Origin of the sequence: Streptomyces sp. NPDC102360 (assembly GCF_044766085.1) — a bacterium.
In the GTDB taxonomy this organism is placed as follows: Bacteria; Actinomycetota; Actinomycetes; order Streptomycetales; family Streptomycetaceae; genus Streptomyces.
Genome location: NZ_JBIWLG010000001.1, coordinates 1,422,590 through 1,446,758, shown reverse-complemented (window position 1 = coordinate 1,446,758; position 24,169 = coordinate 1,422,590). Strand labels below are relative to the sequence as shown.

Genomic DNA, 24,169 nt, shown 5'->3' with positions numbered 1-24,169 from the left:
TGCCCGGATGAAGAGTGATCTTTTCGCGAGTGAGTACATGGTGCAGCCCGCCGTCGCGCCGGGCATGACCGTTCAGAACGCCAAGTCGATCCGGTATGTGATCGACGGCGAGATGATGGCCCGGCAGGGGGCGATGGTCGCGTACCGGGGGAATTTGACGTTCGAGCGGAAGGGGCAAGGCGTCGGCGGCATGCTGAAGCGCGCTGTCACCGGGGAGGGGCTTCCCGTGATGAAGGTGCGTGGGCAGGGCGAGGCGTGGTTCGCGCAAGAGGCGCAGAACGTGTTCGTCGTGGACATCGAGCCCGGCGACGTGTTCACCGTCAATGGCCGCAACGTGCTCTGTTTCGACCCCACGCTGACGTACGACATCAAGACGGTGAAGGGCGCCGGGATCAGCGGCGGCGGGCTGTTCAACAGCGTCTTCACCGGGCACGGCCGGCTCGGACTCGTCTGTGAGGGCAATCCGCTGGTGCTCCCGGTGTCGCCGCAGCAGCCCGTGTACGTGGACACGGACGCGGTCGTCGGGTGGACCGCGGGCCTGCGTACGTCACTGCACCGTTCGCAGTCACTCGGCTCGATGATCCGCGGCGGCTCCGGTGAAGCGGTTCAACTCATGCTGGAGGGCGAGGGGTTCGTGGTCGTCCGCCCCAGCGAGGCGACCCCGCAGAAGCCGCAGCAGCACTAGGACGGCATCGGACAAGAACCAGCTCAGACGACCAGGACCCGGCGTCCGCGCGCGTGCCCGGCACGGCTGTCGGCGTGGGCCGTGGCGGCCTCGGCCAGCGCGTACGACTTCTCGACCGGGATGTGCAGCTTCCCGCGCGAGATGAGGGCCACCGCCTCGGCGAGGGCTTCCGGCACGCTCCCGGCCGCGCCGGAGAACCGGACTCCGAACTCGGGCGCACCGAGGTCGGCGATGGAGATCACCTTCTGCGGGTCCCCGGTCAGCTCGACGAGTTCGCGGATCACCCCCGAGCCGGCCAGGTCGAGCGCCGCGTCGACCCGGCCGAGCTCGCGCACCCGCTCCACCCAGCCCTCTCCGTACGTGGTGGCGTGGGCGCCCAGGCCACGCAGGTAGTCCTGGTTCGCGGCCCCGGCCGTACCGATCACCTTGATGTCGCGGTCGCGGGCGATCTGCGACACCGCCGACCCCACTCCCCCGGACGCGCCGCTGACGAGCAGCGTCTGCCCCGGCCGGACACCGACCTCACGGATGAGGCGCAGCGCGGTCTCCACCACGGAGGGGTAGCCCGCGGCCTCTTCGAACGTCAGCCCCTCGGGCATCCGGGCCCAGGCCGTGAGCACCGCGAACTCGGCGTAGGTGTCGACGCCTTCGCCGAACACGCGGTCCCCGACCTCGACCCCTTCGACGCCCTCGCCGACCTCGTCCACCACCCCCGCGGCGTCCTGCCCGACCCCGGAGGGCAGTTCGATGGGGTGGGCCCCCAGGACCTGGCCCTCGCGGATCCTCCAGTCGACAGGGTTCACACCGGCCGCACGCACGGCGATACGTATCCGGCCCGGCCCCGCGTGGGGCTCCTCGGCATCGATCAGACGCAGCACATCCGGGCCGCCGAACTCGGCGAAGCTCACTTTTCTCATGCCGCCGACCGTAGCACTAACCGTTAGTCTTTCATGACGGATAGGTTTTTGAAGTTGTACGTCTTTCGCATCTGCTAGCGTGCGGGCATGACCGAGCCGCAGTCCGGACGTCGCGAGCGCAAGAAGGCCGCGACCCGCCAGAACATCGCCGAGACCGCCCTGCGGCTCTTCCTGGATCGCGGGTACGACGCGGTGGGCATCCGCGACGTGGCCGCCGAGGCCGACGTGGCCGTCACCACGGTCTTCTCCCACTTCGCCTCGAAAGAGGCCCTGGTGTTCGAGCAGGACCAGGACTTCGAGCAGCGCCTGACACGGGCGGTCACCGACCGGGCACCGCACGAGCCGCTCGTCCCCGCCCTGCGTCACGAGATCGAGGCCCTGGTCCGGCACTGCACAGCGGACAGCGCCGCACCGATCTGGCAGATGATCGAGTCGTCGCCGGCCCTGCGGAAGTACGAGGAGTCGATGCGGCTGCGGCACGCGGAGTCGATCGCCGCGGCCATCGCCGACGACCCCGAACTGCCGTACAGCACCACGGCCTGCCGGACGATCGCGAGATTCGTGATCGACGCGTTCGCGCTGGCCCGCGAGGCGGCCGATCCGGACTCCGCGCTCGACGAGACCTTCCGGATGATCGACGCCGCGTGGGCGGCCTGCCGCCCCGTCGCGACCTGAGCCGGGCCAGAACCCCCAGCCCAAAGCCGCCCGCGAGCCGCCGTCTAGAAGGCGGCGCGCGGTGCGTTCGCGTGTTCCTCGACCGCGATCCGCGCCAGCTTCGTCAGCATCATGCCGTTGCGGACCGCGACCAGGTAGTCCACCGGAAGCCCGTGCATCCGCGTCCCCGGACCCCTGAGCGGGTGCCAGTCGAGGACGAAAAGGGTGTGCTCGGCCCACGGGACGAGGTTCATCGCGATGCGGGCGGCCCCGAACGGGTCCGCCTTCGCCTCGAGTTCGAGTCGCTGCTCCGGCTCACAGATCCGGACCGTGCTGGTGTCGTCGAGGGTCAGCGGGCCGAGGCCGACGCGCACCTTCAAGGCGGAGCCCACGGCCGGCCAGGCGGGGTCGACGTCCAGCACCTGCCGGGTTCCCGTCACCCACTCCCCGTAGCGGTAGCCGTCCGAGAGCAGCGCCCAGACCTCGGAGGGTGAGCTCAGGATCAGTCGACGGGTCCTCGCCATGGGTTCCGTCACCCTCCTGTTTCCACGGTCCCAGCGGTATACAGCAACGCACACGGATACCGCATTTCAGGACAAAACTAACAGCGGCTTCGTCGCCGCGCCTGAGCAGGCCGGCCACCCCCGATCCGGCACCGACGGTCGCGTACACACCGGGGCTCCGCCAGAATGTGCCCGATGACTGCGACGGCCGGACCCACTCCCGACGCCGCCCCCGGAGTCCGGCTCTCGTCGGCGCGCGGGCGGTGGATCCTCGCGTGTGTGGTGCTGGCGTCCGGCATGGCCATGCTCGACGGGACGGTCGTCAATGTCGCCCTCCCGACCATGGGGCGGGACCTCGGCGCCTCGCTCTCCGCGCTGCAGTGGGTCGTCAATGCCTACATGCTGACGCTGTCCGCGCTACTCCTGTGGGGCGGCGCGATGGGCGACCGGATCGGGCGCCGGCGGGCGCTCGTCCTGGGCGTTGCCTGGTTCGCGGTCGCCTCCGCGGCGTGCGGACTCGCGCCGAACGAGGGCACGTTGATCGCGGCGCGGGCGCTGCAAGGCGTCGGCGGGGCGCTGCTGACGCCCGGGTCGCTGGCGTTGGTGCGGTCGGTGTTCCATCCCGACGACCAGGCGCGGGCGGTGGGCGCTTGGTCGGGGCTGACCGGTGTGGCAGGGGCACTCGGGCCGTTTCTCGGTGGATGGCTGATCGATGGGCCCGGGTGGCGGTGGATCTTCCTCATCAATGTGCCGATCGCCGTCGTCGTGCTGGTCATCGCGGTGCGTTACGTGCCGGAGAGCCGGGACGCCGCGGCCGCGGACGCCCCGTTCGACCAGGTCGGCGCCGTGCTCGCGGCGGTGTGTCTGGCCGGGGTGAGCTTCGCGCTGATCGGGTCGTCGGGCGGCGCGTTCTCCGTGACGACCGGCCTCGCCGCGCTCGTCGGCGTCCTCGCCGGTGTCGCCTTCGTGGCCGTGGAGCGGCGGCGGGCAGCGCCGATGCTGCCGCCGTCACTGTTCCGCTCGCGGCTGTTCAGCGCCGCGAACGCGATGACACTGTGCCTCTACGCGGGGATCGGCGGCATCCTGTTCATGCTGCCCGTCCAGCTTCAAGTCGCCCTGGGATACGACGCGTTGGAGGCCGGGGTGGCCACCTTGCCGGTGACCGCGCTGATGCTGTTGCTGTCGCCGAGGGCCGGCGATCTGGCACGCCGGGTGGGCCCGACGCCGCCGCTGGTCGTGGGGCCCGTCATCGCCGCGGCCGGGGTGCTGCTGATGCTGCGGATCGGTCCGGGGTCGCCGTACGCGGCCGATGTGCTGCCCGCGGTCGCCGTTCTCGGGCTCGGCATGAGCCTCTTCGTGGCGCCGCTGACGACGACGGTCCTCGCGTCGGTCGAACCGGAGCACGCCGGACTCGCCAGCGGCGTCAACAACACGGCGGCGCGGGTCGCGCAGCTGCTGGTGGTCGCCGCGCTGCCACTGGCCGTCGGCCTGTCGGGCGATGCCTATACGCGGCCCGAGGCCGTGGACACGTCGTTCCACCGGGCGGCGGCCGGCTGCGCCGTGCTGTTCGTGCTGGGCGCCGCCACGGCCGCCCTGTTCATCCGGCCACGCGCGGTACGCCCGCGCCTGGAGGACGCGCCCCGCCCGCAGTGCCGGTCCCATCTCGGCGTCTCCGCACCGGCGTTGGAGCCGGGCAATGAGCAACGCTGAGGGACTTCACGGAGCCGCCGGTCAGTGTTCGGATCAGTCATCGTGAACGACGACTCCCTCAGCGACCCGGACCTGGCGGACAGCATGGAGCGGAACCTGGCGGAGCACGCCTGCCACCTGCATCGCACCATGGGCGGCGCGAGCGTCACTGAGACTGCCGACCTCCTTGTCTCCGACAGCGGCCTGGACGACGACACCTTCAACATCGTTGCCGCCGCCCGCTTCACCGACAGCACCGCGACGGCGCGTATCGGCGAGACGCTACGGGCGCTGGCTCCCACCGGGCGCCCGTTCTCCTGGTGGGTCGGGCCCGCCTCGACGCCACCCGACCTCAGCGCCCGGCTGACGGCGGCCGGCCTGCCCGCCGCCGAACGCGAGACGGCGATGTGGGCCGAACTGGACGACACCCTGCCATCGCCCGCCGCCCCAGGCCTGGACATCCAGGCGGTGGCCACGCCGGAACAGCTCGCCGACTACGCCGCGGTGCTCGCCGCGAACTGGACCCCGCCCGCAGACACGGTCCGCCGCTTCTTCGCCCGAGCCGCTCCGAGAGCCCTCGACCCGCGCTGCCCGGCCCACTACCTGCTCGGCTACGTGGACGGCCGTCCGGTCTGCTCGGCCGAGGTGTTCCAGCACGCGGGGGTCGCCGGGATCTACAACATCAGCACCCTGTCGGCCCACCGCCGGCGCGGCTACGGCGGCGCCATCACCCTCGCCGCGCTCCACACGGCGCGCGAAAGGAACCACCGCGTCGCGGTCCTGCAAGCGTCCGACGACGGCGAGCCCGTCTACCGGCGTCTGGGGTTCCGCTCCTGCGGCCAGTTCACCGAACACGCCGTCACCGCTTGAACTGGCGCCGACCGGCGGGCGACATGCTCTGGCTGTCAACTCCAGGGGTTCACAGAGTGGTTGACCGATCGACGCGGGACAGGATGCGCTGACCGCTCCGGCGGCTACGGTCGCTCCGGTCGCTCCGGTCGCTCCGACAGCGGGGACGCCGCGCGGAGTTCGGGCCCGCGCAGCCTCAGCAGCTCCTCGAACTCCCGCATGCGGCCCGCCTGGTACGCGGCGATGCTCTCCGGCTCGTACACGTAGAAACCGTCGTGGTCCTGGAGGCCGCGGCGACGGCTCGTCATGTTCTCCTCGACCACGGCCGGCGCGCGGAACCGGTCGCCGAGCCGGGCGGTCAGGTACCGGGAGGCGTAGTACAGGATGTCTCCGCCGCCCCAGTCGATGAACTCGAGCGGGCCCAGCACGGAGAAGCGCGTTCCGAGGCCCGCGCGGACCGCCAGGTCGATGTCGGTCGCGGTCGCGACACCCTCCTCGACCATGCGGGCGGCCTCGTTCATGACGAGGGCCTGGAGCCGGGGGACGATGTAGCCGGCCGCGGGACCGCAGACGACGGGGATCTTCCCGATCCGGCGCAGCAGTGCGGTCATCCGCTCCACCTGCGCGGGGTCGGTACGGTCGCTGCGGCTGACCTCGACGAGGGGCATGAGGTCGGCGGGGTTCAGCCAGTGCGCGTTCAGGACGCGGCTCGCGTCGCCGACCAGGTCGGCGATCTCGGTGACGAGGAAGGTCGAGGTCGTCGAGGCGATGAGTGCGTCGCCCGACACATGTGCGTCGACCCACGACATGATGTCCCGCTTGACCTCGATGACCTCGGGGACGGCCTCGAACACGACGTCCGCGTCGGCGAGTCGGGCCTGTGCCGCTTCACGGTCGCACACGTTGAGTGTCGCCGGCCGCCCGGAGCCGACCCCGGACCGCAGGTGCTCCCGCACCTGTTGCCCGGCCGCCTTCCGGTAGCGCGTCCGGTCCTCGTCCGTCTCCTTGACGTCCGCGAGAGTGACATCGAGACCCGCGGCCAGGACGGCGCGCGCGATGCCCTGCCCCATGCGCCCGGCCCCGACCACCACCACGTCGATGCGTTGCTCCGTGTCCGTCATGCCGGCACCCCTTCGTGAAGCAGCTTGGTCAGTTCGGGACGGGAGAGCCGGTCCAGGCCGAGGGACTCCAGCGTGCGGCCGTCGGCGTACAGGTCCCTGCCGGTGACGGCGGACGCGACGCTCAACAGGCCCTGCGCGACGGGGGTGGGGACGTCGGCCCATCGCCCCACCGACACGAGGAACGACAGGCCGAGGCGGGTGTCCTCCAGCATGTAGCGGTGGCCGAGCAGGTCGATCCGCTCCCGCCAGTCGCCGCTGTCCGTGAGACGTTCGTGGGCCGCGCGGCCGTACATCCACTCGTCGCCGTCCGCCGCGTAGTGGTCGGCGAGCGGGAAGTGCGGGGGCGCGTAGCCGAGCGCCTCGCGGACCGCGATCCGTTCGGCGTCCAGGGCGTCGGTCACCCGGCGGATGGCCGGCTGGGTCCCCTCGTTGTGGATGTCCCAGGACGAACTGTGCTCCAGCGGACCGGCGTTCATGAGGATGAGCGGGGGATGGATCACAGGCCCTGCGTTCATGAGCGCGCCGCTGAGGCTGTCCTCGACCGGCTCGACGGACGGATAGGCCTCCCGCAGCACGCGGAACGCGGCGTCGGACGAGCGAGCGGGGAGGACGCCGGTGGGCAGCCGCGTCGCGTACCCGCTCACGACCACATCGGACGGTCCGTGCGTACGCGCCAGATAGGGCAGCGTGCCGGTCTCGGCGAACGCGACGTCCGCCGTGTTGCCCGCCTCGGCCATTGCCTTCGCGAAGACCACCGTTCCGAACGTGCCCGGCGGCAGGAACACCACCTGCCCGTCCCGGAGCAGCGGTGCCACCCGGGCCGCCAGGTCCTCGTGCACGGTGGCCGGCAGCGGTACGACGACGAGTCGCGCGCCGCGTACGGCCTCCGCGAGGTCCGCGACCGGACGGATGGCCCCGGCGCCGGCCGTGTCGCTCACCGGTACGTTCCTGCTGCCGCGGTGGTCGCGGACGCCGAGGGCGCCGAGTTCGCGCAAGGCGTCCAGTGCCTTGGTGTCCCGCCGCCACCAGCACACGGTGTGCCCGTTCTCCGCGAGTTCCGCCGCCGCGGCGAAGCATCCGTGCCCGCCGCCGAGGATGGTGATGTCCATGTGTGCTTCCGTTCCCTTCAGTTGAGCGTACGAAGCGTGGAATCCGGTGTCCGGGCGGCGAGCCGCTCCTCACGGGCGAGGCTGCGGCGGAAGTGTGCGCAGCCGCGCCACAGCAGCACGATGCTGCCGACCGACGCGACGCCGTACACGAGAGACAAGGATGTGCCGATGCGCCGACTCGATCCGAGCAGTTCGTCGGTGACCAGCGCGACGAGCGTCGTGCCGAGGCCCACGGCGGACAGGTTCGAGATGAGCAGGAAGACCGCGGACACCTGGGCGCGCATCTGGTTCGGGCTGAGCACCTGCATCGCGGCGGTGGACGCGGGCATCGGGAACGAGGCGAAGAACATCGTGACCGCGAGCAGTGCCAGCGACAGCCACAGGGGTCTGACGTGCGGGAAGACGATGACCGGGACGAGCATGCCGATCGCGCCGATGACACCGGCGCGCATCGCACCGTCCGGGTGACCGAGCTTGGTGAGCCGGTCGACCAGCCATCCGCCGAAGAGCACTCCTGAACCGTTGGCCAGCAGGACGACACCGCCCAGCACGTAGCCGACCTCGGTCGCGCTCAGTCCGAACGCGCGCATGTAGAAGGCCGGTACCCATGCCATCAGGCCGAGCAGCACCATCGCGTAGCAGGAGAAACCGGCGTAGTGACAGATGAACGTCCGGGCATGGCTGCGCAGGAAGGTGAACACATCGCGCATGGCCACCTTCCGCACGGCCCCCGCGGAGTCCCGTGCGAGGCCGCTCCGCACCGGGTCGCGGACCGTCAGCAGGAACACGAGCGCGACGAGCAGTCCGGGCATCCCGATGATGAAGAACGTCAACTGCCAGGCGCGTACGTCGCCGACGAGCGGCAGGGTCACCTGGTCGACGTCCTTGAGCAGCCCGATGACGTACCCGCCGATGACGAACGCGGCGCTGCCTCCGATGAACGAGCCGAGCGAGTAGATTCCGGCCGCCCGGCCCAGCCGGCTCTTTGGAAACATGTCGGCGAACATCGAGTACGCGGACGGGGTCAGCGACGCCTCGCCCACGCCCACCCCGACCCGGGCCAGGAACATGTGGGCGAACCCCTTGCTCAGCCCGGAGAGCGCGGTGGCCAGGCTCCACAGCGCAATGCCGATGGAGATGATCACGGGGCGCGAACGGCGGTCGGCGAGCGCCGCGATGGGCAGCCCCATCACCGAGTACAGGACGGAGAAGGCGAGCCCGCTCAGGAGGCTGAACTGGGTGTCCGTGAGGCTGAGATCGCGCTTGATGGGCTCGATCATCAGCGACAGGGCCTGACGGTCCACGAAGGACAGGACGTAGGCGGCCGTACAGATGCCGACGATGTAATTCTTGTACCGCTCGGACATGCGAGGTGCGGGTTCGAAGTCGATTTCGGACAGCTGCGACTGCTCGGTCATGGGACGGCGCCTCATCGGGTCTAGGTGCGACGAGTTGAACCGGATCAAGAGGTTCAGAGGCTAACCACGCCCAACTTGCCCGGCCATCCCGGGAATCCCGGTGCGGGGTCGGGGATTTCCCGCATCCCGTGGGGCGGTCAAGAGTCGATCCGCAGAGGTCCTAGAGTGGGGGCGGTCTTGAAACAGCAAGGAAATGGGGCACACGTGGTCGACATGGCAGCCGCGGCGCAGAAGGTCTTCGACCGGTACGACGTCGACGGGGACGGACAGTTGACTGCCGAAGAGTACCGGCAGGTCGTCGCGGAGCTCGGCGACACGGGTGTCACCACGGAGGCCGCGCAGGCCCTCATCGACACCATCGACACCGACGGTGACCGTCAGGTCTCCTTCGAGGAGTTCCGCGCCTCCATGGGTCTCTGACCCCTGACCCGCGCCACCACTTGTGCCCCCGGACCAGCCGGCCCGGGGGCACGGGTGTGTACGGCTGGTGTGTCGCGGCCGGCCGCGTAAGCGGCTCAGCGGGCTCCTGGCCCCGCTCGCCCGGCGCCGGCCGCCTGGGCACGCGGGCGCCACCAGTGGTTGCGGCGCGGGTGCAGCGCCCTGCCGAGCCGGCGGCCGATGACGAGGTACCCGAGGAAAGCGCCCGCCGCGTTGAGGATCACGTCGTCGATGTCGAACGCCCGGCCGGCGACCAGCAGCCCCTGAGCGGTCTCGACGGCCAGCATCACGAACGCCGTCATGAGCACCACCCGGACGAAGCCCCGGGTGCGCGGGAAGAGCACCGGCAGCAGCACTCCGAACGGCAGCCCGAGGAGCACGTTCCCGCCGACCTGCTTGATCGTGTCGCGCCAGACGGGCTGGTCGAAGTACAGGCGGATCGAACTGCCCGGATGCAGGTTGGTGTGCGTCAGCGCTTCCGATCCGGGTGAAGGTACGAGCGTGGCCTTCGCCAGGGCGACGGCGAAGGCGACCATGCAGACGAAGCCGACCGCCATGGCCAAGGCGCGGACCAGTTGCCGGCCCCACGAGTACCGCCGCGTACGGGATTCGAATTCCATGTACCGCCGGTTACCACGAAGTTGGCGCCGCACACGCGGGCCCTGGTTCCCGGCGAAGACCTCGCACAGCCTTGACACGCTCACGACCACTTGTATGGTCTAGTCCAAGCAACGGCCGTTCAGCTCAAGGGAGTTCGGAGTTCACCCGCGCCACCCGCCGGGTGAACTCCCTCCTGCCCCCACCCTTCGCGCCTCTTGGCCCCACCCTCGAGAGGCCGACCCGAGCGTGCGCCCCCACTTCACGCACGCCCTGGGAAGACCTGAAGTGAAGGAGTACGCATGAACGCCAGGAACATGAACGCCAGAAGGAAGACCGCCGCGCTCATCGGCGCGGCCCTGGCCCCGGTCATCGCCGTCAGCCTCCCCGCCGGTTCGGCGAGCGCCCACGGCTACATCTCCACCCCGCCCAGCCGGCAGGCGCAGTGCGCGGCAGGCACCGTGTCCTGCGGTGAGATCACCCACGAACCGCAGAGCGTGGAGGGCCCCAAGGGGCTGACGAGCTGCAGCGGCGGCAACAGCCGGTTCGCCGAGCTCGACGACGACTCCAAGGGCTGGAAGGCCACTCCGGTCTCCCGCAACGCCACCTTCGAATGGAAGCTGACGGCGCAGCACGCCACCAGCACCTGGCAGTACTTCGCCGGTGGCCAGGAGATCGCCGAGTTCAACGACAACGGCGCGAAGCCCGGCGCCACGGTCACCCACGAGGTGGACTTCGGTTCCCTGACAGGGCATCAAAAAGTCCTGGCCGTCTGGAACATCGCCGACACGGCGAACGCCTTCTACGCCTGCATCGACGTGAACGTGGGCGGCTGAACGAGCACCTCGGTACGGCGGCGCCGCGGGTCTTCCCCCACGGCGGACCCTCGCGGGACCGTCACAGTCCGCGGCGCCGCACCCACCACCACCTCCACCCCCCACCACTTCTCCCTCGATCGGAGTGCTTCGCCATGCGCTTCCGCATGCTCACTCTGCTGACCGCGACCGCATCCGCCGCCACCCTCGGAGCACTGACCCTGGCCGGCCCCGCGTCCGCCGAAAAGGTCGACGCACAGGCCGACTTCGTGGTCAGCCAGAGCCAGTTCGACCAGATGTTCCCTGGCCGGAACTCCTTCTACACGTACGAGGGCCTGACCGCCGCCCTCAGCGCCTACCCGGGATTCACCGGGACGGGCAGCGACACCGTGCGCAAGCAGGAGGCCGCGGCCTTCCTCGCCAACGTGAGCCACGAAACCGGCGGCCTGGTCCACGTCGTCGAGCAGAACACCGCCAACTACCCTCACTACTGCGACAGTTCACAGCCGTACGGCTGCCCGGCGGGCACCGACAAGTACTACGGACGCGGCCCGATCCAGCTCAGCTGGAACTTCAACTACAAGTCCGCGGGCGACGCGCTCGGCATCGACCTGCTCCACAACCCCGACCTCGTACAGAACGACGCGGCCGTCGCCTGGAAGACCGGCCTCTGGTACTGGAACACGCAGACCGGCCCCGGCACCATGACCCCGCACAACGCCATGGTCGGCGGAGCCGGATTCGGCGAGACCATCCGCAGCATCAACGGCACCCTGGAATGCAACGGGGCGAACCCCGGACAGGTCCAGAGCCGTATCGACAACTACAAGAAGTTCAGCCAGGTACTCGGTGTCGATCCGGGCGCGAACCTGAGCTGCTGAACCGGAGCTGCTGAATCTGAGCTGCCGAACCGGAGACACCGCCGTCGGTGGGACGGCGTCGCGTGCCCGTGGCGGAACCACCGCCGCGGGCGCGCTTGCCTCGCCGCGTCGTGGACCGCGCGACGGAATGGTGTGCCGAAGCGCTTGCCGGGAAGCCGTCCCGAAGTGCGCCGAGTGATCAATGTGCGGAGACTCGGCCCTGACGAGAAGAGATGAGGACGACAGGGAGAGGCGGCATCGGCACGTGGCCCACACACCTTCTGACGGCCCGACCGGCGGCCCGGCGGCCAGAGGCCGCAAGCGTATGCCGGAGACAGTCGCGGGCATGCCCCAGCATGTGCGGGAGGAACTGGCCCGCCGGCTGCGGCGCACCAAGCGGGCCTACCGCAAGCAGGATGTCCAGGTCGTCGAGAAACCACTGCTCAAGCGGGCTGTCGGCGCCTCGGCGCTCGGCAACTGCATGGAGTGGTTCGACTTCGGCGTCTACAGCTATCTCGCCGCGACCATCGGCAAGGTGTTCTTCCCCGGCGCCTCCCCCGGCGCCCAGCTGATCTCGTCCTTCGCGACATTTGCTGCCGCATTCGTGGTGCGACCGCTCGGCGGCCTGGTGTTCGGCCCGCTCGGTGACCGCATCGGGCGGCAGAAGGTGCTCGCCACCACCATGATCATGATGGCGGCCGGAACGTTCTCGATCGGCCTCATCCCGAGCTACGCGTCGATCGGCATGGCCGCTCCGATTCTTCTGCTGGTCGCCCGAATGGTGCAGGGCTTCTCGACCGGTGGCGAATACGGCGGCGCCACCACCTTCGTCGCCGAGTACTCGCCCGACCGCCGGCGCGGTTTCCTCTCCAGTTGGCTCGACTTCGGCACCTTCGTCGGGTACGCCCTGGGTTCCGCGCTGGTCACCGTGTTGAACGCGGCTCTCACGGACGACCAGATGCTGTCCTGGGGCTGGCGCCTGCCGTTCCTGATCGCGGGGCCGCTGGGCATCATCGGCCTGTACATGCGGATGAAGCTGGAGGAGTCCCCCGCCTTCCAGCAGCAGCTCGACGAACACGAGAAGAACCTCGCCCAGGACTCGGTCGGCAGTGAGTTCAAGACCATCGTCCGCGCACACTGGCGCCCCCTGTTGGTGTGCATGGGCCTGGTCCTGCTCTACAACGTCACGAACTACATGGTCACGGGCTACCTACCGACCTACCAGACGGAAACGCTCGACCGCTCCAGCGGCTCGGCGGACATCCTGGTGCTCATCGGCATGGTGTGGATCGTCATCCTCATCACCTTCCTCGGGCGCCTCAGCGACCACATCGGCAGGCGTCCCCTGTACGCGGGCGCGGCGATCGCCATGATCTTCCTCGCCATCCCGGCCTTCCTCCTCATCAAGGCGGAGGGCACGTGGCCACCCATCTTCGGCGTGCTGATCCTGTCCACGCTCCTCGCGTGTTTCGCCGCGCCGAGCGCCGCCACGCTGCCCGCGCTGTTCCCGACCGCGGTGCGGTACGGGGCGATGGGCATCGGCTTCAACTTCGCCGTGGCGGCGTTCGGAGGCACCACCCCTCTGGTGACGGAGGCACTGGTCAACGCGACCGGCAACAAGCTGATGCCCGCCTACTACCTGATGGCTGCCGGTGTCATCGGCCTGATCACGGTCAAGTTCCTGCCGGAGAGCGCTCAGCTGCCCCTCAACGGCTCCCAGCCGATGGTCGGCTCGGCAGCGGAACAGAAGGAACTCATCGACACATCCCAGGACCTGTACCGGTACGCCAAGGAACAGTCCTCGACACACTGACCGACTCCGCTGCCTCCTGCCACGTCACGCCACCGTTTTGCGAGCAACGTAGACGGTGTTGGTCGAGGCCCCGCCCTGGAGCGGATTGTCGAACTCGACGACGTGTGCGGAGGTCTCCGCGAACGCCTCCGCGAGCACCGAGCCGAACTCGTCGTCCGGCGGATCGTTCGACCACAGCGCGAACACCCCACCGGGCAGCAGCAGTTCGGCCAGTGCGGTCAGACCGTCCCGGCGGTAGAGCGCGGCATGGCTGGGGTGCAGCACGTGCCGCGGCGAGTGGTCGACATCCAGCAGGATCGCGTGAAAGCGCCGACCGGGGGTCTCGGGGTCCAGCCCGCGCGGCGCCGCACCGGCGCCGTCGTCCGTGCTCCCCGCCGCCATCGCGAAGAAGTCCCCGCGCACCAGCCGGCACCGGGCGTCCGATGCGATGGCCTCGCCCAGGGGTACGAGCCCTCGCCGGTGCCAGTCGATCACCTCCGCGAGAGCGTCGACGACGATCAGCGAGCGCACCCGCGGATCGTCCAGCGCCGTACGGGCCGTGTACCCGAGGCCGAGTCCGCCCACGACGACATCGAGCGGCCCGTCACCCGCCTCGGCCAGGCCGAGGCGGGTGAGTTCGACTTCCCCCATGGTGAAGAGGCTTGACATCAGATACTCGTCACCGAGCTTCACCTCGTAGACGTCCTGGCCCGACACCGGGTCCCGCCGCCGTCGCAGGCTGATCTCGCCCATGGGCGTAGGACGCCAGTCGATCTCCTCGAAACGTGCGCTCATCCTGGGTCCTTCTCTGTCGTTGCGCGCTGCCGCCGGCGGATGTGGGGTGCCGCCCCAGGAACGTACCCCTGTCGCATGGTTCACCCATGCACTGTCGGCCGGAGGGTTCCTCAGGCCGCCGTCAGCGACGCCAGGGCGCGGTCCATCGCGGCGTTGAACTCTTCCGGCGTCAGCGACAGCCGGGACTTGACGTCCCGGCTCCACTGGTCGGCGAGGACCTCGGCGGAGCCCGCCTCCACACCGTCGAGCGCCGCGTCGGCCAGGTCCGACGGCGCGATCTTGGCCACGGGCCAACCCGCGGCCATGTCGGTGTCGGCCAGGCCGAGGTGCACCGCCGTCACGAGCGTGCCCTGCTCGGCGAGCTCCAGGCGGACGCCGTTGGTCATGGCCCAGGCGGCGGCCTTGGTCAGGTGGTAGGCATTGGCGCCCGCGCCGCCGAACCACGACATGGCGGAGAGGACGTTGACGATCGCGCCCCCGCCGTTCCCGGCGAGCGCGGGCGCGAGCTCCCGGATCATTCCCAGGTGGCCGAACACGTTGGTCTCCAGCTCGTACCGCACCGCGTCCAGCGAACCGGTCACCAGGTCGGTGCCCGTCTGGATCCCCGCGTTGTTGACGAGCAGCGAGACGTCCGTGGCGGCCTCGGCCGCGGCCCTCACGGACGCGGGATCGGTGATGTCGAGGGGCAGCACCTCGACCCCGGGCAGGTCCACGGTCTCGGGCCGGCGAGCGGTCGCGTAGACCTTACGGGCGCCGCGTTCGAGCAGGCGCTGGGCGAAGGCGCGGCCCAGGCCGCGGTTGGCTCCGGTGACAAGGGCGACTGAGTTGTTGATGTCCATGCCCGGTACGCTAAAACCTGACGCTGACGTCAGAGGCAAGCGCCGACCGTCGGGGCCGGGGTGAGAGGAATCACTATGACCGTCACAGAGGCCGCGACCGAGCGAGCGACCGAGCGGCTGATCCGCATCGGCGAGGTGGCACGAGGTGCCGGCGTCTCGGTACGCGCCGTGCGCTACTACGAGCAGCAGGGACTGCTCGTCGCGGAGCGCAGCCCCTCCGGCCAGCGCCTCTACCGGCAGGACGCCATCCCCCTGGTCCGCTTCTTCCAGCAGATGTACGCCGCCGGCCTGACCAGCCGAAGGATCACGGAACTCCTCCCGTGCTGGGACTCCGGGCACACCGATGCCGAGCAGCGGGCCATGCTGCGCGCCGAGCGCGACCGCATCCAGGCCAAGGCCGACGTCCTGCAGGCCGCCCTGGACCGCCTCGACGAGGTCATCGCGATCTCGGACACGCACCCGTAGGCGCGATCGGCCGGACGTCGCACCAGCGATCCACGGCTGGAGTACTCGTTGGAGTACTCACCCTCAGATTGGAGTACTCACCCTCAGAAGGGGCCCGATCTCACCGCACCACGACGGGCACGGTCACCATCACCGTCTCCGGTCGCGCTCCGGGACGCGCCTGGTGCACGTCGCGGTACGAGCCGTCCGCCCGGCGTCGCTGGTACACGAGCGTCAGCCGTGCCGCGCCCCTGCGGAGCCCGCGGAGCGTCACCGTGCCGTCCTCGACGCGTACCGACGCCAGGCCGGCCGGGCGCAGTTCGGCCCGCACCCGGTTCTCCGGTGCCGACAGGTCGAACGCGGCGCCCGCGGCACTGCGCACCGTGCAGGCGACCTCGGCCGCCCCACCCACGCTCACCGCGGCCGGCCGGGCGGTGACCGTGAACGGCGCGGTTCCGGCGGGTACGGGTTCGTCGCCGGTGGACTGATCGATGGTGAGCAGCGGGTGCCCCGCGGCGTCCATGTGGTGATCGTCGATGCGCAGCCGCTCGGTGTAGACGACGCGGTCCGGCGACGTGGGCGAGGTCCGGCCGTGATGCACGTAGTACAGCTCGCGGCCGTCCGGTGACGAGGTCAGGCTGCCGTGGCCGGTGGAGTACATCCCGACGCCGGGATCCTGCGAGAGCACAGGATTGTTCGCGTATTTGCGCCACGGGCCCAGCGGATGCTCCGCGACGGCGTAGCCCACCCCGTAGTACTGGTTCTCGAAGTTGTTGGCCGAGTAGGTCAGGTAGTACACGGTGCGCCGCTCGCCGGCGTGGACGTAGGTGTGCCGCCAGGCCGTGGAGCCCTCTTCCCAGCGGCGGTCCTTCTTCGAACCGCCGGACGTCGCATGGTCGTTGACGTGTGCGTCCTCCCATGACTGGGGTTCGGCCGCGTAGGTGAGGACGGGTACGAACCCGTCCCGGCGCCGCGCCTCGGCTCCGGCCCCCGCGTTGGCGTCGACGTAACGGGGGTGGATGGTGGGCATGGTGGCGCCCTCGGGGTCCCGCCACCAGTCCGTCGTCAGCTCGACGGCAGCGATATTGGACTCCTCGACGTACTTGCCGAGCCGGGTGTCCCACACCCAGTTGCGGTAGGCGTTGCTGGAGAAGTAGAGGTAGATCCGCCCTTCGTCGAAGAGCAGGTTCGGGTCGATCATCGGGATGTAGGAGCCCAGCGGCGCGGTGCGCCCCTCCTCCTCGGTGGCCGGCGGGGTGAGCTGGTCGGCGCCCATGATCAGGTTGACGTCGTGGTAGTCCGGTTTGTACGGGTGATAGTCCAGCGGCCGGTCGTCGATGTTGCGGAACGGGCCCTCGGGCGTGCGGGAGACGGCGACCCCGATCGAGCAAGGCTCCTCGAAGTCCGCGTAGCCGAAGTACTGTTCGCCCAGCGCGCTGCCCATGCGGGCCGCGTAGAACAGGTAGTAGAGGCCGGTGTCGGCGTTGCGGCAGACCTCCGGCGCCCAGAACCAGTCCTTGCCCCACTGCTTCGGGTCGTCGGCGCGCAACGCGCCGCCGGGTAGCCGCGCCCACGTCGACAGGTCGGGCGAGCGGTGCACGCCGAAGTAGTAGCCGTCGTCCGAACCGCCCGTGCAGTACGCGTAGTAGTAGCCGCTGGGCTCGTCGAAGAGTACGTAGGGGTCGCCGCCGGACGTCGTCGCGTCGTTGGCGTACGTGGCATCGGTGGCGGTGGGCGTGTGTGCGCCGCGGCCGGGCCGCCCCCACTCCGAGGCGAGGGCAGCGCCGGGCGTCAGGGCCGCGGCGGCGAGAGCGAGCGTCCCACCGAGGACGGCACGTCTGGCGGGCGGGAACGAAGAGCTTGCCGACTCGCGGCTCATGACTCCACCTTCTTCAACGGTGCGGCGAACAAACGAAGTTGGGGCTCGCGGTCCCGTGGTCAGCAGCCCCCGCAGTTGTAGAACGTCACGTCCCAGTGGTTTCCCTCGTCCGCGTACACGTTGCCGGACGCGGCCTTGTACTGCGGGGCGCCGTCGCCGCGCAGACCGATGTAGGTGAAGTGGTTCTTGACGTAGCTCGTGACGCAGGTGTTCTTGCCGAAGTCCAGCTTGTAGCCGTTCCAGTGCGAGTACGTGCCGCTCGCGTGGCCGGTCTCGGTGCCACCCGTGATGTTGAGCGCGCACCCGCTGGCCGACTTCAGCGTCTGGGCACCTTGGGCGGTGGCGAGATTGAGCTGGTCGAACGACGTGCACGTGGACACGTTCCGGTCGGAACAGCCGCCGGACGACGACCAGGTGATCCCGACCGACCTGAACATCGACGTCGCCGTCGCATGCGAGATCTTCGTGGCGGCGAACGCGTCGGTCGAGGTCGCCAGCACGCCGAACCCGGGGGCGACGAGAGCGCCCGTGGTGAGGGCGAGCGCGGTGAGCGCGGAGCGGATACGCATGGGAATCGCGGCCCTTCCTGCCAGTGCCTGAACGGGGTGTGACAGCTGTGACGCAGGTGGATCGGCACAGATCGTGCCAGGGTCTACGCGCGTGCGGAAGACCTGGGACGACCGGGACCGCGGCGGCCGACCGTCCTCACCGGCCGCCCTCGCTCTACGACCGCCACCCCGCCTTCGCGGCGGCCCGGCCGATGAGGGCGGACCCGAAGTTCGGGTCCGACATCGGGTCCGTGTGGGGCGTGCTGCTGCGGAAGCCGCCTTGTGCGAACTCGCCGCCCAGGCTCAGGGTGGGGCCCTGGGCCGCATGTCCACTGTCCGTCACGATCACTCGGTGGTGCCGCAAGCTGCTGACGGTGCTCTTCGTTTGCGGGTTGCAGGTGACTTTCCACAGGTAGACCCTGTCCTGCCCGCCGTCGCCCAGCACCTGCTGCCAGCGCGGGTCTGCCAGATCGGGTACGACGTCCAGACGCGACTGGGTGACCTCGATCCGGTAGGGGGCTCTGGCGGCGGCCAGTTCCGCGCGTGCATGCCAGATCAGCGCGTCGCCCGCGGTACCGCCTGCCTGAGGCGGGACCACGGCGGGTACGGGAAGACGGTCCGCGATCTCGCACAGGAACTGCAGCGCGGCTTCGATCTTGTCGGGAGACTGCTCGCCCTTCTCCCACGCCATCACCTCGTCGCCGATGAACCGCAGCCCGAAGTCCTTGCTGCGCGGGTCGGCGAGCAGGAATGCGGCGAGCGGACCCTGCAAGGCGGCGACAGCGGCGCCTTCCTGTAGTCCGCGGACCGTGAACTGCTCGTCGAACTCGGGGTGTCCGATGCGTAGGTCGTCAGGGCCACCGAAGGCACGCGAGACACGGCTTGTCCGGCGTACGGAGAAGTCGCCGACAGAGTAGGGAAGTTGTGTGGCCCACGCGGCGACGACGATCGGTTTCCCATTGTCATCGTCGCCCGCTCCAGGGAACGACAAACGCGGCACGGAGGCCTCGAAGGAGCAGGCAGGGCGGCCGCGGTAGGTGCCGTAGCAGTAGTCGGAGGCAAGTCGTTCCGGGGTCCCGCCGGGCGGGAACGGCTCGTCACGCATCAGCCTGGCGACGTCCCCGTTCCGGGGGCGCTCGTTGAGCTGCCAGCCGAGCCGCTTCGTGAACTGGCCATACTTGCCCAGCTCCCCGCGCCGCTTCCGGCGCCGCCAGAGCGAGGAGACGACACCGAGCAGCACGACGAGGACCGCCGTGACCATGAACTCCTGCACGCCTTCGGACACTGCGTCATCCCTCCCCGTGCGCAGCGCCGCTCCGCCCGGCAGGGCCGACGGTACGCAGAAAGTCCTGGAAGTCATCAAGCACACTCGGCAGCTGATCGAAACGCGCAGTGAGCGCAATCTCGATCTCCGCCAGCCGGCGCGGCTGCTTCGGGTCCTCAAGGAGCAGAATCAGCTGGCTCTGGGCGAGATTCTCTGACCGACCGTTGACGTTGGCATCGATCCGGAGGTTCTGCACGACACCCGGTGCCTCGAACAGGCTCGGCTTGAAGTGAGTCCCCACATCGGTGCGCTTGACGAGGGTGACCGGACCGACCGTCTCCTGTAGCCGCTGCACCGACTCGTCAGCGACGCGGTGCAGACTTGCGCCGTCTTCACGAACCGTCCCGGTCACGGTGATGTTCGGCGTGAACCCCGAGCCACGCGACGCGACATGCAGCGCCACAAAGGCGGCTTGCGGCGCACCGACCTCATCGGGCGGCGCCGCCTGCCAACCCTCGGGGACCTCACAGGTCAGCGGTACCGGAAGCGTTCCCGGCATGGTGGATCAACTCCTATGGATATACAGGTACGTGAAGCGAGGGCCCTCGTCGCGGCGAGTGGCGGGGTGCGCCGATCTGATGCCGGTGCGCTAGAACCACGAGTCGACCGTATCGGTCACGCCCCCACCCCAGTCCTTGACCGCATCCACTCCGTCACCCACAGCGTCCACGACCTTGCCCGGGTCCACCTCGACCTGCCCGCCCAGCTTGCCGCCCAAGCCGAGCCCGGCACCCACGTCCCCGCCGATCACCAGCTTGCCGTCCTCCATCCCCGCGTCGACATGTGCCGAGACGCCGGCGCCGGCCCAGCTCTCAGCCATGCCACCGACGCCGACACCAGCCACCGAGGCGTGCCCCTCCGCCGATGCCTTCGCCCCGGCAAAGGCATCGCCGCCGAGTGCCGCCCCGCGCTCCTCGGCGACCTCCGCTGACGCCGGCCTGAAGGTGGCGGGTGGCGACGAGTGGGTGGAGGACTTCACCTCGCTCGAGCAGTTCTTCGGCGAGCCCCTGAGCGGACCTCTGTCCGAGCGTTGTGAGGTCGCCGCTGCCGGTCCGGGCCTGACGTAACACGACTTGACGTGACGTCAGCGCAGGGTCTCGCCCTTCAGGTCGAGCAGCTCCGCCGCGGCGATCTCCAGCTGGGCCGGGTCGTGGCGAGGTACCTCCTCCGCCGAGACGGCACCGAGGTAGAAGGTGAGGAAGGTGTCGAGGACGATCCAGTCGGGCTCGAGCTCGGCCAGTTCCTCGAGGTCGCGCCGGATCTGAGCGACCGTGCCGTGCCCGGTGAGCCGCCCCTCCTCGGGAACCGGCTGCTCGGTGATGTGCAACGGGATGCGGGGCGCGAGGGCGGGCGTGGGACGCCCGGCCTCCTCGGCGGCGGCCTTGAGCTTGGGCAGCCGCTCCCGGATTTCGGCCGGGCCGAGACCGAACGGGTGCCAGGCGTCGCCGAAGCGCGCCGCCCGCCGCATCGCGGGGCCGCTGAGGCCGCCGACCCACACGGGCGGGTGCGGGTCACGGGCCGGGGCGGGGCCGGTGGTGATGTCGGTGTAGTCCAGGTGCTCGCCGTGGAAAGAGATCAGCGGCTTGGTCCAGTGGTCCTTGATGGACGTCAGGTACTCGTCGGTGATCCTGCCGCGGGCCGCGAAGTCGATACCCAGCGCCTGGAATTCCTGCTCCGACCAGCCGACGCCCACGCCGAACACGAACCGCCCGTTGCACATCTGGTCGATGTTGGCCGCGACCCGGGCCGTCTGCAGCGGGTGTCGGTACGGGAGGACGATGACCGTGGTGCCCAGCTCGATGGTCGTGGTGCGGCCGGCGAGGTAGGCGAGGGTGGTGAACGGGTCGTAGAACGGTGGCGGGAAGACCGGCAGAGCCTCCTGAGGAAGCGTCACGTGGTCCGAGATCATCGCCAGGTGGAACCCCAGCCCCTCGGCGCGGAGAACCCAGTCCTCCATGGACGCGGGGGTGGTGCCCGGCCCGTAATTGAGCACATTGATCCCGAACTTCACCGACGGGTCTCCTCTCGACGGGCGCACGGCAGCACCGATTGGCGAGCCCACGCCGTAATTGCTGGTCGGAGATGCCAGGCTAACCAGGAGACGCGGCGAGACACGAAGCGGGGCCGGGGAGCGGGAGGCCGTGTAGTCGGCTGCGGTAAGCCCGAGTTGACCTGGGATTACGCAAGAGCGTCTCCCAGCACCTGAACCAGGAGCTTCGTTGCCCGGTGATGTGGTCTACGTGATGCGGTCCACGCCGTTTGTCCTCAACCGCGGTACGTCTCCAGCAACCGCCGTTAGGTACAAACCTGGACGCCCGCGCGATCGTCCTCAACGAGCAGCCTAAGAGGTCGTAACAAAGCTGCTGATCATGAGTGTGTCGGCCGGTCTACTCGTAGGTCTGGTTACGGGAAACCGTCAGTCGCGGCCATGGATCGTGTCGGATGAGCTGTGGTCGCTGATCGAGCCGTTGCTGCCGGTGCCGGGTCCGAAGAAGGCCGAGGGTAGGCCGCGGGTGCCGGACCGGCAGGCGTTGTGCGGGATCCTGTTCGTGCTGCATACCGGCATTCAATGGGAGTACCTGCCGCAGGAGTTGGGTTTCGGCTCGTGGATGGCGTGCTGGCGTCGCCTGGCCGCGTGGAACGAGGCCGGCGTGTGGGAGAAGCTGCACCTGGTGCTGCTGACCCGGCTGCGTCCGGCGGGCGAGCAGGACTGGTCGCGGGCGGTGATCGACGCTTCGTATGTGCGGGCGGCCCGCAGGGGCCCATAAAGCGGGCCGAGCCCGGTCGATCGCGCCCGGTGCCGGCCGTGGCGGGTGTGGTCGGGCGCCCCCGCGAGAAGCCCACCTTGCTGTTCGCCGACCGCGGTGACGACCACGACAAGTACCGCCGCCTGGTGCGACAACGTGGCATCCGTCCCGTGATCGCCGAACGCGGACAGCCGCACGGCACCGGCTTGGGAACCTTCCGCTACGTGGTCGAGCGCACCATCGCCTGGCTGCACGGCTTCCGCCGCCTACGCATCCGCCGGGAACGACGCGACGACATCCACGAAGCGTTCCTCAGCCTCGCCACCTGCCCGATCACCTACCGTCACGTCCGACGCCTTTGTCAGCACCTCTTAGTGGGCCGACGGAGGCGAGAGGACCGCAGTGCACATGCGCTCCACCCTCCCCGGCGGGGAAAGGGGTGCTCTCGCCACCCTGGCCTGGGTAAACGACCTGGTTGTTGCCGTAACGGCAGCGTGGAGCCCCGGGCCGATGACGGGGCAACGACCGTGGGGAGGAGCGGGGAGGTGCCGTCGGGTTTCTCTACTGGGCGACGTCGATCAGGACGCGGCCCCGGCCACCGGCGTCGATACGGTCGTGGGCCTTGGCGATGTCGGCGAGCGGGAAGCGGTCGCCGACATCGACGGTGAGGGCGCCGACGGCGGCCGCGGCGGTGAGATCCCGGGCGGCCTGGCGTCTGGCCTGGTCGGGGAAGTCGTCGCTGCCGAGCAGGCGCAGGGTGACGTTGTTGAACAGCAGGGTCCAGAACGGGATCTCGGTGCGGCCCTCGCGGGTGGCGTACGCGGCGATGGTGGCGCCGTTCGCGGCGACGGCGTCGTCCAGGTCGGCGTTGTCGGACAGGGCGACCTCGATGATCCGGTCCACGCCGCCGGGTGCGTGGGCGCGGATCGCGGCGGCCGGATCGCCCGAGTCGAGGGCGACGGCGTGGGCGACGACCGCGGGATCGATCCGGTCCAGGTCGGTGCCGCGTCGCACGGTGCCGATGACCGTGGCCCCGCCCCAGCGGGCGAGCTGGGCGGCCAGGGAGCCGACCCCGCCCAGAACGCCGTTGACGAGCACGAGTTGGCCGTCGACGGGGCCGTCGGCGAAGACGGTGCGGTGCGCGGTGATGCCGGGGATGCCCAGGCTCGCCCCGAGGTCGTCGGACAGGTGGTCGGGCAGCGGGACGGCGAGGTCGTCGGGGACGACGGTGTACTGGGCGGCGGTGCCGAAGGGACGGTAGGACTGGGCGCCGTACACCCACACGCGCTGCCCGACGCGGCGCGCGTCGATGCCGTCGCCGACGGTGTCGATGATGCCGGCGGCGTCGCTGTGCGGGATCACCCGCTGATAGGGCATGGCCGAGCCGGTCCAGCCGCGCCGCTTCTTGGTGTCGCCGGGGTTGGCGCCGGAGACGGTGACGCGGACACGTACCTCACCGGGGCCGGGGGTGGGGTCGGGTGCCTCTCCGTATTGGAGCACCTCGGCGGCAGGGCCCTGCTGGTCGTACCAGGACGCAAGCATGTTCAGTCCTTCCCATCACGAGTGTGGGTCTGGGGGCGGGGCTGCTCGTCCGCCCCTGGGATGGCGTCGCCGGCCAGGACCTCGTGGAGCCAGGCGCGTTCGGCGCGGCTGGTGGCGCGGGCGGTGAGCATCATGCCGCGCCGGTAAGGGTCGGCGACCTGCTCGGCGCGCAACGGTGTGTCGCCGTCGTAGAAGAAGCCGGCGGGAACCTGAAGGAAGTCCAGGCGGCGGCGCAGCACGGCGTGCTGCTCGGCGGGGTCGGGCAGCAGCGAGAGGAACGCCAGGATCACGAACCAGCGGGAGAAGTCGGTGATCTCGTGCTCGGCCGGTTCCCGCAGCCGTCGCAGCATGTCCTCGCGTCCTGCCGCGGTCAGGTTCAGCACGTACCGGCCGCCGCCCGCCTCGGGTGCCGGGCGCCGTTCGATCAGCCCGGCCTTGGTCAGCCGGTTGAGCGCCGGGTAGAGGGTGCCGTCGCTGACCGGACGGCTGTAGCCGGTCAGGTCCGTGATGCGGCGTCGCAGCTCGTGACCGGGCAGGGGGCCTTCGGCGAGGAAGCCGAGTATCGCGAGTTCCAGCATGACCCCAGGACCTGAGGAAGAAGATC

At 69.9% G+C, this 24,169-nt stretch carries 26 protein-coding genes and 1 pseudogene; 11 read left to right on the top strand and 16 right to left on the bottom strand.

Annotated features, from left to right (window positions below; genetic code table 11):
* Window positions 1-7: 7 nt before the first annotated feature.
* Window positions 8-685, top strand: coding sequence for an AIM24 family protein (locus ACIRHA_RS06555; protein ID WP_403840597.1), 678 nt, complete (start codon window positions 8-10; stop codon window positions 683-685).
* 23 nt (window positions 686-708) lie between these two features.
* Here ACIRHA_RS06555 and ACIRHA_RS06550 read toward each other — a convergent pair whose 3' ends face one another.
* Window positions 709-1,602 (bottom strand): NADP-dependent oxidoreductase, encoded by an 894-nt coding sequence (locus ACIRHA_RS06550; protein WP_403840594.1) that lies wholly within the window; start codon window positions 1,600-1,602, stop codon window positions 709-711.
* Between the two features lie 87 nt (window positions 1,603-1,689).
* Between ACIRHA_RS06550 and ACIRHA_RS06545 the strand changes: the two genes are divergently transcribed.
* Window positions 1,690-2,277: a TetR/AcrR family transcriptional regulator gene (locus ACIRHA_RS06545; RefSeq protein ID WP_403840591.1), complete on the top strand. Its 588-nt coding sequence runs from the start codon at window positions 1,690-1,692 to the stop codon at window positions 2,275-2,277.
* A 44-nt stretch (window positions 2,278-2,321) separates the two neighbouring features.
* Here the strand turns inward: ACIRHA_RS06545 and ACIRHA_RS06540 are convergent, their stop codons facing one another.
* Window positions 2,322-2,780, bottom strand: coding sequence for an SRPBCC family protein (locus tag ACIRHA_RS06540; protein WP_403840588.1), 459 nt, complete (start codon window positions 2,778-2,780; stop codon window positions 2,322-2,324).
* Between the two features lie 174 nt (window positions 2,781-2,954).
* On the opposite strand from ACIRHA_RS06540, the gene ACIRHA_RS06535 reads away from it, so the two are divergent.
* Together ACIRHA_RS06535 and ACIRHA_RS06530 are read left to right on the top strand one after the other, a co-directional pair.
* The gene (locus ACIRHA_RS06535; RefSeq protein ID WP_403840585.1) at window positions 2,955-4,469 is read left to right on the top strand and encodes an MFS transporter; all 1,515 of its coding nucleotides are present in this window, start codon (window positions 2,955-2,957) and stop codon (window positions 4,467-4,469) included.
* 84 nt (window positions 4,470-4,553) lie between these two features.
* Window positions 4,554-5,318, top strand: a complete 765-nt coding sequence (locus ACIRHA_RS06530; RefSeq protein WP_403842148.1) for a GNAT family N-acetyltransferase — start codon at window positions 4,554-4,556, stop codon at window positions 5,316-5,318.
* 104 nt (window positions 5,319-5,422) lie between these two features.
* On the opposite strand, the gene ACIRHA_RS06525 is transcribed toward ACIRHA_RS06530, so the two are convergent.
* The 3 genes from ACIRHA_RS06525 to ACIRHA_RS06515 are packed head-to-tail and all read right to left on the bottom strand — an operon-like array spanning window position 5,423 to window position 8,945.
* Window positions 5,423-6,418 carry a 3-hydroxyacyl-CoA dehydrogenase NAD-binding domain-containing protein gene (locus ACIRHA_RS06525; RefSeq protein ID WP_403840582.1) on the bottom strand — a complete coding sequence of 332 codons (996 nt, stop codon included), beginning with the start codon at window positions 6,416-6,418 and terminating at the stop codon, window positions 5,423-5,425.
* Entirely contained in the window at window positions 6,415-7,527 is a 1,113-nt protein-coding gene (locus tag ACIRHA_RS06520) for an NAD/NADP octopine/nopaline dehydrogenase family protein (protein ID WP_403840580.1), read from the bottom strand. The genes ACIRHA_RS06525 and ACIRHA_RS06520 overlap by 4 nt, the downstream gene beginning before the upstream one ends.
* A 17-nt stretch (window positions 7,528-7,544) precedes the next feature.
* Complete coding sequence (locus ACIRHA_RS06515) at window positions 7,545-8,945, bottom strand: spinster family MFS transporter (RefSeq protein ID WP_403840578.1); 1,401 nt, start codon at window positions 8,943-8,945, stop codon at window positions 7,545-7,547.
* 213 nt (window positions 8,946-9,158) lie between these two features.
* Here ACIRHA_RS06515 and ACIRHA_RS06510 point away from each other — a divergent pair, with 213 nt between their 5' ends.
* Window positions 9,159-9,365 carry an EF-hand domain-containing protein gene (locus ACIRHA_RS06510; protein WP_351330961.1) on the top strand — a complete coding sequence of 69 codons (207 nt, stop codon included), beginning with the start codon at window positions 9,159-9,161 and terminating at the stop codon, window positions 9,363-9,365.
* 95 nt (window positions 9,366-9,460) lie between these two features.
* Here the strand turns inward: ACIRHA_RS06510 and ACIRHA_RS06505 are convergent, their stop codons facing one another.
* Window positions 9,461-10,003 carry a VanZ family protein gene (locus ACIRHA_RS06505; RefSeq protein ID WP_403840576.1) on the bottom strand — a complete coding sequence of 181 codons (543 nt, stop codon included), beginning with the start codon at window positions 10,001-10,003 and terminating at the stop codon, window positions 9,461-9,463.
* Window positions 10,004-10,297: 294 nt separating this feature from the next.
* Between ACIRHA_RS06505 and ACIRHA_RS06500 the strand changes: the two genes are divergently transcribed.
* The 3 genes from ACIRHA_RS06500 (at window position 10,298) to ACIRHA_RS06490 (ending at window position 13,468) form a co-directional block, all read left to right on the top strand.
* The gene (locus ACIRHA_RS06500) at window positions 10,298-10,816 is read left to right on the top strand and encodes a lytic polysaccharide monooxygenase auxiliary activity family 9 protein (RefSeq protein WP_403842145.1); all 519 of its coding nucleotides are present in this window, start codon (window positions 10,298-10,300) and stop codon (window positions 10,814-10,816) included.
* A 134-nt stretch (window positions 10,817-10,950) separates the two neighbouring features.
* Window positions 10,951-11,676 carry a chitinase gene (locus ACIRHA_RS06495; protein ID WP_403840573.1) on the top strand — a complete coding sequence of 242 codons (726 nt, stop codon included), beginning with the start codon at window positions 10,951-10,953 and terminating at the stop codon, window positions 11,674-11,676.
* A gap of 325 nt (window positions 11,677-12,001) precedes the next feature.
* Entirely contained in the window at window positions 12,002-13,468 is a 1,467-nt protein-coding gene (locus ACIRHA_RS06490; protein WP_403840570.1) for an MFS transporter, read from the top strand.
* A 24-nt stretch (window positions 13,469-13,492) separates the two neighbouring features.
* Here ACIRHA_RS06490 and ACIRHA_RS06485 read toward each other — a convergent pair whose 3' ends face one another.
* Complete coding sequence (locus ACIRHA_RS06485) at window positions 13,493-14,242, bottom strand: spermidine synthase (RefSeq protein WP_403840567.1); 750 nt, start codon at window positions 14,240-14,242, stop codon at window positions 13,493-13,495.
* A gap of 110 nt (window positions 14,243-14,352) precedes the next feature.
* On the bottom strand, window positions 14,353-15,081 hold the full coding sequence (locus tag ACIRHA_RS06480; protein ID WP_403840565.1) for an SDR family oxidoreductase: 729 nt from the start codon (window positions 15,079-15,081) through the stop codon (window positions 14,353-14,355).
* A 75-nt stretch (window positions 15,082-15,156) separates the two neighbouring features.
* On the opposite strand from ACIRHA_RS06480, the gene ACIRHA_RS06475 reads away from it, so the two are divergent.
* Window positions 15,157-15,546, top strand: coding sequence for a MerR family DNA-binding transcriptional regulator (locus ACIRHA_RS06475; RefSeq protein WP_403840562.1), 390 nt, complete (start codon window positions 15,157-15,159; stop codon window positions 15,544-15,546).
* 100 nt (window positions 15,547-15,646) lie between these two features.
* On the opposite strand, the gene ACIRHA_RS06470 is transcribed toward ACIRHA_RS06475, so the two are convergent.
* From ACIRHA_RS06470 to ACIRHA_RS06450, 5 genes are all read right to left on the bottom strand, one after another.
* A complete protein-coding gene (locus ACIRHA_RS06470) occupies window positions 15,647-17,404 on the bottom strand; it encodes a family 43 glycosylhydrolase (RefSeq protein WP_403840560.1) in 1,758 nt (585 codons plus the stop codon).
* Window positions 17,405-17,463: 59 nt separating this feature from the next.
* Window positions 17,464-17,973, bottom strand: a complete 510-nt coding sequence (locus tag ACIRHA_RS06465) for a hypothetical protein (RefSeq protein ID WP_403840558.1) — start codon at window positions 17,971-17,973, stop codon at window positions 17,464-17,466.
* Window positions 17,974-18,127: 154 nt separating this feature from the next.
* On the bottom strand, window positions 18,128-19,237 hold the full coding sequence (locus tag ACIRHA_RS06460) for a hypothetical protein (RefSeq protein WP_403840555.1): 1,110 nt from the start codon (window positions 19,235-19,237) through the stop codon (window positions 18,128-18,130).
* A gap of 4 nt (window positions 19,238-19,241) precedes the next feature.
* On the bottom strand, window positions 19,242-19,775 hold the full coding sequence (locus ACIRHA_RS06455) for a hypothetical protein (RefSeq protein WP_403840553.1): 534 nt from the start codon (window positions 19,773-19,775) through the stop codon (window positions 19,242-19,244).
* 90 nt (window positions 19,776-19,865) lie between these two features.
* Window positions 19,866-20,096, bottom strand: a complete 231-nt coding sequence (locus ACIRHA_RS06450) for a hypothetical protein (RefSeq protein WP_403840551.1) — start codon at window positions 20,094-20,096, stop codon at window positions 19,866-19,868.
* On the opposite strand from ACIRHA_RS06450, the gene ACIRHA_RS06445 reads away from it, so the two are divergent.
* Complete coding sequence (locus ACIRHA_RS06445; protein ID WP_403840548.1) at window positions 20,095-20,343, top strand: hypothetical protein; 249 nt, start codon at window positions 20,095-20,097, stop codon at window positions 20,341-20,343. The genes ACIRHA_RS06450 and ACIRHA_RS06445 overlap by 2 nt on opposite strands.
* A gap of 17 nt (window positions 20,344-20,360) precedes the next feature.
* On the opposite strand, the gene ACIRHA_RS06440 is transcribed toward ACIRHA_RS06445, so the two are convergent.
* Window positions 20,361-21,287, bottom strand: coding sequence for a TIGR03619 family F420-dependent LLM class oxidoreductase (locus ACIRHA_RS06440; RefSeq protein WP_403840546.1), 927 nt, complete (start codon window positions 21,285-21,287; stop codon window positions 20,361-20,363).
* Between the two features lie 358 nt (window positions 21,288-21,645).
* Here ACIRHA_RS06440 and ACIRHA_RS06435 point away from each other — a divergent pair.
* A pseudogene (locus ACIRHA_RS06435) lies at window positions 21,646-22,379 on the top strand (transposase); the annotation flags it as partial.
* A gap of 205 nt (window positions 22,380-22,584) precedes the next feature.
* Here the strand turns inward: ACIRHA_RS06435 and ACIRHA_RS06430 are convergent.
* A complete protein-coding gene (locus ACIRHA_RS06430) occupies window positions 22,585-23,565 on the bottom strand; it encodes an NADPH:quinone reductase (RefSeq protein ID WP_403840543.1) in 981 nt (326 codons plus the stop codon).
* Between the two features lie 2 nt (window positions 23,566-23,567).
* Window positions 23,568-24,143 (bottom strand): PadR family transcriptional regulator, encoded by a 576-nt coding sequence (locus ACIRHA_RS06425; RefSeq protein WP_403840541.1) that lies wholly within the window; start codon window positions 24,141-24,143, stop codon window positions 23,568-23,570.
* Window positions 24,144-24,169 lie beyond the last annotated feature (26 nt).